This window comes from Agarivorans sp. (assembly GCF_050295395.1).
Lineage (GTDB): Bacteria > Pseudomonadota > Gammaproteobacteria > Enterobacterales > Celerinatantimonadaceae > Agarivorans.
Window position 1 is genome coordinate 1 of sequence record NZ_JBNKPP010000040.1, and the last position, 5,542, is coordinate 5,542.

Annotated in this window: 5 protein-coding genes; all 5 read left to right on the forward strand. The window is 45.5% G+C overall.

Going from position 1 to position 5,542, the window contains the following annotated elements:
- Positions 1–772: sulfate adenylyltransferase subunit CysD (gene cysD, locus ACQY6Q_RS02575; protein WP_427977511.1), on the forward strand; the 772-nt coding region annotated here is incomplete at its 5' end.
- Between the two features lie 104 nt (positions 773–876).
- Positions 877–2,295 carry a sulfate adenylyltransferase subunit CysN gene (gene cysN / locus ACQY6Q_RS02580; RefSeq protein ID WP_427977514.1) on the forward strand — a complete coding sequence of 473 codons (1,419 nt, stop codon included), beginning with the start codon at positions 877–879 and terminating at the stop codon, positions 2,293–2,295.
- Positions 2,295–4,022 (forward strand): SLC13 family permease, encoded by a 1,728-nt coding sequence (locus tag ACQY6Q_RS02585; RefSeq protein WP_427977516.1) that lies wholly within the window; start codon positions 2,295–2,297, stop codon positions 4,020–4,022. Before cysN ends, ACQY6Q_RS02585 begins: the two co-directional genes overlap by 1 nt.
- 35 nt (positions 4,023–4,057) lie before the next feature.
- The gene (gene cysC, locus ACQY6Q_RS02590) at positions 4,058–4,672 is read left to right on the forward strand and encodes an adenylyl-sulfate kinase (RefSeq protein ID WP_427977519.1); all 615 of its coding nucleotides are present in this window, start codon (positions 4,058–4,060) and stop codon (positions 4,670–4,672) included.
- A 29-nt stretch (positions 4,673–4,701) separates the two neighbouring features.
- Positions 4,702–5,542: DHH family phosphoesterase (locus ACQY6Q_RS02595; protein ID WP_427977522.1), on the forward strand; the 841-nt coding region annotated here is incomplete at its 3' end.

Below are 5,542 nucleotides of genomic sequence, written 5' to 3' on the forward strand. Positions count from 1 at the left end.
TTTAGCGCGCAAGGCTTTTTATCCAGGAAAAATTCCTTTCCCCTTGTTACATGTAGACACTGACTGGAAATTTAAGGAAATGATCCAGTTTCGTGATCGTATGGCAGAGAAATACGGCTTTGAGCTGTTAGTTCATAAGAATCCTGAAGGTTTGGAAATGGGCATCGGTCCTTTCACTCACGGCAGTGCAGTACATACCGATGTGATGAAAACCCAAGCTTTGAAACAAGCCTTAAATAAATACCAGTTTGATGCTGCCTTTGGCGGTGCGCGCCGCGACGAAGAGAAGTCTCGGGCTAAAGAGCGAGTGTACTCTTTCCGCGATAAGAACCACCGTTGGGATCCTAAATCTCAACGTCCCGAGTTGTGGAATACTTATAACTCTAAGGTCAACAAGGGCGAAAGCATTCGAGTATTCCCTCTATCAAACTGGACCGAACTGGATATCTGGCAATATATCTACCTCGAAAATATCGACATTGTTCCACTGTACTTATCTAAGGTTCGCCCGGTGGTTGAACGTGATGGCACCTTAATCATGGTGGATGACGAGCGTATGCCAGTAGAAGAGGGCGAGATCCAGCATAAGATGGTGCGTTTCCGCACTCTGGGCTGTTATCCACTCACTGGCGCGGTGGAGTCTGAAGCCACTACCTTGCCTGAGGTGATTCAAGAAATGCTGTTAACTAAAACCTCGGAGCGTCAAGGTAGGGTGATTGATCATGATAGCGCTGGCTCGATGGAGAAGAAGAAAATGGAAGGTTACTTCTAAGCATTTTTTAGCAGTACAAACATAGTCACCATTTTCACCCAAATAGTTTGGTTTAGTTAAAACAGAATTTAGAGTCTGGTTAAACACCAGCAAGAGAGGAAACAATGTCTCACCAATCTACATTGATTGCTTCAGATATCGAAGAATACTTACATCAGCACGAACAAAAACAGCTGTTACGTTTACTCACCTGTGGCAGTGTTGATGACGGGAAAAGTACCCTGATAGGCCGTTTATTACATGATTCAAAAATGATTTTTGAAGATCAATTGGCCAGCATTAAAAACGATTCGAAACGTTTCAATACTACCGATGGCGAATTTGACCTAGCGCTGTTGGTTGACGGCTTACAATCGGAGCGCGAGCAAGGCATTACCATTGATGTCGCTTACCGTTATTTTTCAACTGAAAAGCGTAAGTTTATTATTGCCGATACCCCAGGGCATGAACAATACACTCGTAACATGGCTACCGGTGCCTCTAACTGTGATTTAGCGATTGTAATGATTGATGCCCGATATGGGGTGCAGGTGCAAACTCGTCGTCACAGCTTCATTGTTTCAACGCTTGGTATTAAGCAAGTGATTGTTGCCGTTAATAAAATGGATTTAGTCGATTTTTCTGAGCAACGTTTTGAGGAAATTAAAGCCGACTATCAAAAGTTTGCTAAGAAACTCAATATTGACAGCATTAAGTTTGTGCCTATCTCGGCGCTAAATGGCGATAACGTGGTGGAACGCAGCCAACAAAGTGGTTGGTATCATGGCGAAACCTTAATGGGCATGTTGGAAAGTGCGCCAATTAGCGCTGGGCAAAATTTTGATGATTTTCGCTTCCCTGTTCAGTATGTAAATCGCCCTAATCTAGATTTCCGTGGTTTCTGCGGAACCATTAGCTCGGGTGTGGTGCGCAAAGGCGACGAAGTCACTTCATTGCCATCGGGAAAAACCTCCAAAGTGAAAAGCATTGTCACTTTTGATGGTGAGTTGGAAGAAGCCTACGCGCCAATGGCGGTTACCTTAACCCTAGAAGATGAAATTGATGCTAGCCGCGGCAATATGTTGGTTCATAGCAATAACCAACCCTGGGTAGCCAATAGCGCAGAAGCGATCATTGTTTGGATGGCAGAAGAGCCGATGATTGCTCACAAGCAATATGACTTTAAATTGGCGGCTAAAACCACTTCGGGCTCTATTGCGAAAATTGAACATCAGATTGATGTGAATACCCTTGAAGAACAAGAAGCGGTGCGTCTAGGCCTGAACGAAATTGGCCTGTGCCAAGTGCAGTTCAGTCAGCAGATGGCCTTTGATGCCTATGAAAAAGCCAAGGGTACGGGCTCGTTCATTATCATTGACCGAATTTCCAACGTTACTGTAGGAGCGGGGGTGATCAAGGCCAAAGGGAGTGTGGATGAAACAACCCAGCACGAGTTCTCTGCATTTGAACTTGAGCTCAATGCGTTAGTGCGTAAGCACTTCCCGCATTGGGAAGCTAAAGACTTGAGCGAACTACTGAAGTAATGACTATTCAAGCCATACTGGTGCTGACAATATTTGTTGGCACCATAGCGTGTCTCATTCGCTATCAACAAGTACCCGCTAAGGTATTTGGCGCGGTGGTATTGCTATTGTATGTGCTTGATTTAGTCAGTACAGAACAACTATTAGCCAGTGTTTCTAACCAAGGTTTGATGACCTTGGTATTGCTAATGCTGTGTTCTATTGCTCTAGAAAAAACCCGTATTCTACGTTTATTAGCGGCATCAATTATTAAGCCCTCGCTCCGCTCAACTGGACTGCGCTTATTTTCATTTACGGTGTTGTCTTCGGCGGCGTTAAATAACACTGCGGTGGTGGCCACCTTGTTAGCGCCGATCCGCAATAATCCGTATCACAGCGCCAGCCGTTTATTATTACCCCTGTCTTATGCGGCAATATTGGGGGGAACGCTCACCTTAATTGGCACATCCACCAACCTTATCGTAAACAGTTTATTGTTGGAGCATACTGGGCAAAGCTTAGGTTTCTTTGACTTCACCCTGATAGGCCTGGTAGCGGTGGTATTATGTGGCCTAACCATGGCCTGTTTTTGCCGGTTTTTGCCTGATCACGCTCGCGAAGAAAATCAGTATCAAGACTATTTTATTGACGCGAAAATTCAGGCCGATTCCACCTTAATTGGAAGAAGTGTGGAAGAAAACGGCTTGCGTCATTTGGAGTCCTTGTTTTTAGCTGAGATTGTTCGTGACGGTAAGTTGATTAGTCCGGTAGCTCCTAGTGAAGTGTTGCAGCAAAGTGACCGGCTCATTTTTAGTGGCGATGTCACTAAAGTCATGCAGTTAAATCAGTTTTCCGGTTTGCAAACCTTCGCCGATTCAAATGGTCTGCTAGGGTCTAACCTTACCGAGGTGGTGATTCGCCCAGAAAGCATGCTGGTTGGCAAAAGCCTAAAAGATGCTGGTTTTCGAGCTCGCTTCGATGCCGCAGTGGTGGCGATTAAACGTGATGGTGAACGCGTCTCCGGTAAATTAGGTGAGGTGAACTTACAAGCGGGTGACTTTTTGGTGCTAGCTGTGGGCAGTGATTTCAAATCCAGAAGCAACTTAAGTAAAAACTTTATTTTGGTGAGCGGTGTTGAACCCGATACGCGTTTAAGCGGCATGGCTGAGCGGATCGCGATTGGCGGATTCATTATTGCCGTTGGCGCGGCTGCATTAGGTTTAATCAGCTTATTTAAAGCCACGGTATTATTATTGGGCGGGTTGTTGTTCTTTCGTTGCTTAAGTCCGGGGGAAATCGTAAGACGTTTTCCCAAAGAAATCTGGTTAATTGTTGCGTCGGCTTTAGCTTTATCCCAAGCGATGCACAATGCCGGCTTGGTTGAGCTTATCGCCAAGTTAGTCAACGGCAATTTAAGCGGGCAATGGGCGATAGTGGGCTTAGTAAGTATCTACTTACTGACATGGATATTCACCGAGTTAGTGACCAACAATGCGGCCGCCGCACTGATGTTCCCGCTGGCCTATGGCTTAGCAAATGCTTTAGGAGTGAATCCAATGAGCTTTGTGATGACGGTGGCCTTCGCTGCCAGTGCCAGCTTTGTTAGCCCCTATGGTTATCAAACCAACTTAATGGTGTACAACGCCGGGCGCTATAACTTAAGTGATTTTGTAAAACTGGGCTTACCTGTAGCCATCGTCTACGCTATTGTGGTGTTAACGTTAGTCCCCCTAATATTCCCCCTTTAGTAAACATGTATTGGATGAAATGAAGTAGGAACAACATGGACAAGAAAAGTGAAAATGTAGTGTGGCACAATCATAGTGTGACTCATGAGGCTCGCGTGGCGAAGAAAGGCCATAAGCCTTGCGTATTGTGGTTTACCGGTTTGAGTGGCTCAGGAAAATCGACTATTGCCAATGCGGTTGACTACTTACTATATCAGCAAGGAGTACACAGTTACGTACTAGACGGTGACAATGTTCGCCATGGCTTGAACGGCGACCTAGGTTTTTCTGACGGTGATAGAGTAGAAAATATTCGCCGTATTGGTGAAGTGGCCAAGTTATTTGTTGATGCTGGTCTGGTTGTGTCCACCGCGTTTATTTCTCCCTTTAAAGACGACCGTAGTTTGGTGCGTAATCAGCTTGAGCCGGGGCAGTTTTTTGAGGTGTATATCGACACGCCCTTAGATGTGTGTGAACAGCGCGATCCTAAAGGTCTTTATAAAAAGGCGCGTAACGGCGAGATCAAAAACTTTACCGGAATCAGCTCTGCCTATGAAGCGCCAGAAAATGCAGACATTCACTTGCAAACGGCAGGCAAAAGCGTTGAACAGTGTGCTGAGTATATTGTTCAGGCCTTGGTTGACGCAGGCCTTGTTAAGGCTTCAGTTTAGTTGGCTACCCTGTAAAGATGAGAAGTTAAATGCGCTATATCGATATTTTTAATGGTGATGCTGACGGTATTTTATCCTTGCTGCAATTACGTTTAGCGCAGCCACGCGAAAGCCTGCTAGTTACTGGAGTGAAGCGCGATAATCAATTAATGAACAACTTGGAATATCAAGCCCAAGACTGTATTACCGTGTTAGATATCTCCATGCTAAAAAATATCTCCGGCTTGCAGCGAGCCTTAGAATGTGGCGCTCATGTTGAATATTTCGACCATCATCAAGCCGGTGATATTCCCCAGCATGCAAACTTACAGGCGAGTATCGATACCGCGTCCGATGTGTGCACTGCTTTATTGGTAGACCAGCATCTAGAGGGGCGCTATCACCATTGGGCGATAGCCGCTGCTTATGGGGATAATTTAGTGGCAAAAGCCGATGAGCTGGCCCAACAAGCTGGGCTTAGTGCTGAGCAAGCTCAGCAACTTAGAGAGCTTGGCACTTTGGTAAACTATAACGGCTATGGTCCTCAGTTAGCCGATTTGCATTTCGCCCCAGCGGACTTGTTTAAACGCTTATTAGCTTATCATTCTCCTTTTGAATTGATTACGGATAAAGGTTCAGTTTATCACCAGCTAAAACTCGCCTATGAAGGGGATATGGCTTTGGCGTCTAGCATCAAACCCTATTATCAGTCTCAATCAGTAAAGGTTATTGTATTGCCTAATCAAGCGTGGGCGCGGCGAGTGAGCGGGGTACTAAGCAATCAGCTCGCTAATCAAACTAGCTCGCTTGCTCATTTGGTGATTACCGAAGGTGAAAATGATAGCGCAGTGGTGAGCTTACGCGCCCCGTTAAACAATAAGCAAGGTGCTG